This window comes from Paenibacillus motobuensis, assembly GCF_039521865.1.
Taxonomy (GTDB): domain Bacteria; phylum Bacillota; class Bacilli; order Paenibacillales; family Paenibacillaceae; genus Fontibacillus; species Fontibacillus motobuensis.
This window is the reverse complement of the sequence record NZ_BAAACX010000024.1, coordinates 1-611: the sequence shown is the minus strand read 5'-3', so window position 1 is coordinate 611 and position 611 is coordinate 1. Positions and strand designations below refer to the sequence as shown.

The following is a 611-nucleotide window of genomic DNA, read 5'->3' as shown; positions in this document are numbered from 1 at the left end:
AAGTCGTAACAAGGTAGCCGTATCGGAAGGTGCGGCTGGATCACCTCCTTTCTATGGAGAATCGTTCTCGGAGGCGAGGACATTCAAATAGCTTCCTTGAGAAGCACAACTTGATGCGAAATCCATTTGTTCAGTTTTGATGGAATTTATATGGGGGCATAGCTCAGCTGGGAGAGCGCCTGCCTTGCAAGCAGGAGGTCAGCGGTTCGATCCCGCTTGTCTCCACCATATATACCATCTAAACATCATATCTGTTCCATAACTTACCGCTTGAAGCGTGAGCGAGGAACTGATAAGATAATATTCCGCCGGTAAAACGGCGAACAAACTTGATCCTTGAAAACTGGATATACGAAACGAAATTTGCATTTTAGAAACATTCCTTTAAGCTGAAAATTTGTGTCAAAACAAATTTTATTATTAAAGTGGCAATGCGTAGATTTTGTGATGATCGATCCTTTGGGAGTCACTTTCCACTTTGTTTGGTTCAATCCAATCAGGAAAGGGGCGGACAACAGAGCGAGCAGCGCAAAATCGGAGCATAAGGTTAAGCTACTAAGAGCACACGGAGGATGCCTAGGCACTAGGAGCCGAAGAAGGACGTGGCGAAC

At 45.0% G+C, this 611-nt stretch carries 1 tRNA gene and 1 rRNA gene; both read left to right on the top strand.

The features are described 5' to 3' along the window. A 16S ribosomal RNA gene (locus ABD014_RS22150) occupies positions 1-51 on the top strand; the annotation flags it as partial. 101 nt (positions 52-152) lie between these two features. Further along, positions 153-228 (top strand) — tRNA-Ala (locus tag ABD014_RS22145). Positions 229-611 lie beyond the last annotated feature (383 nt).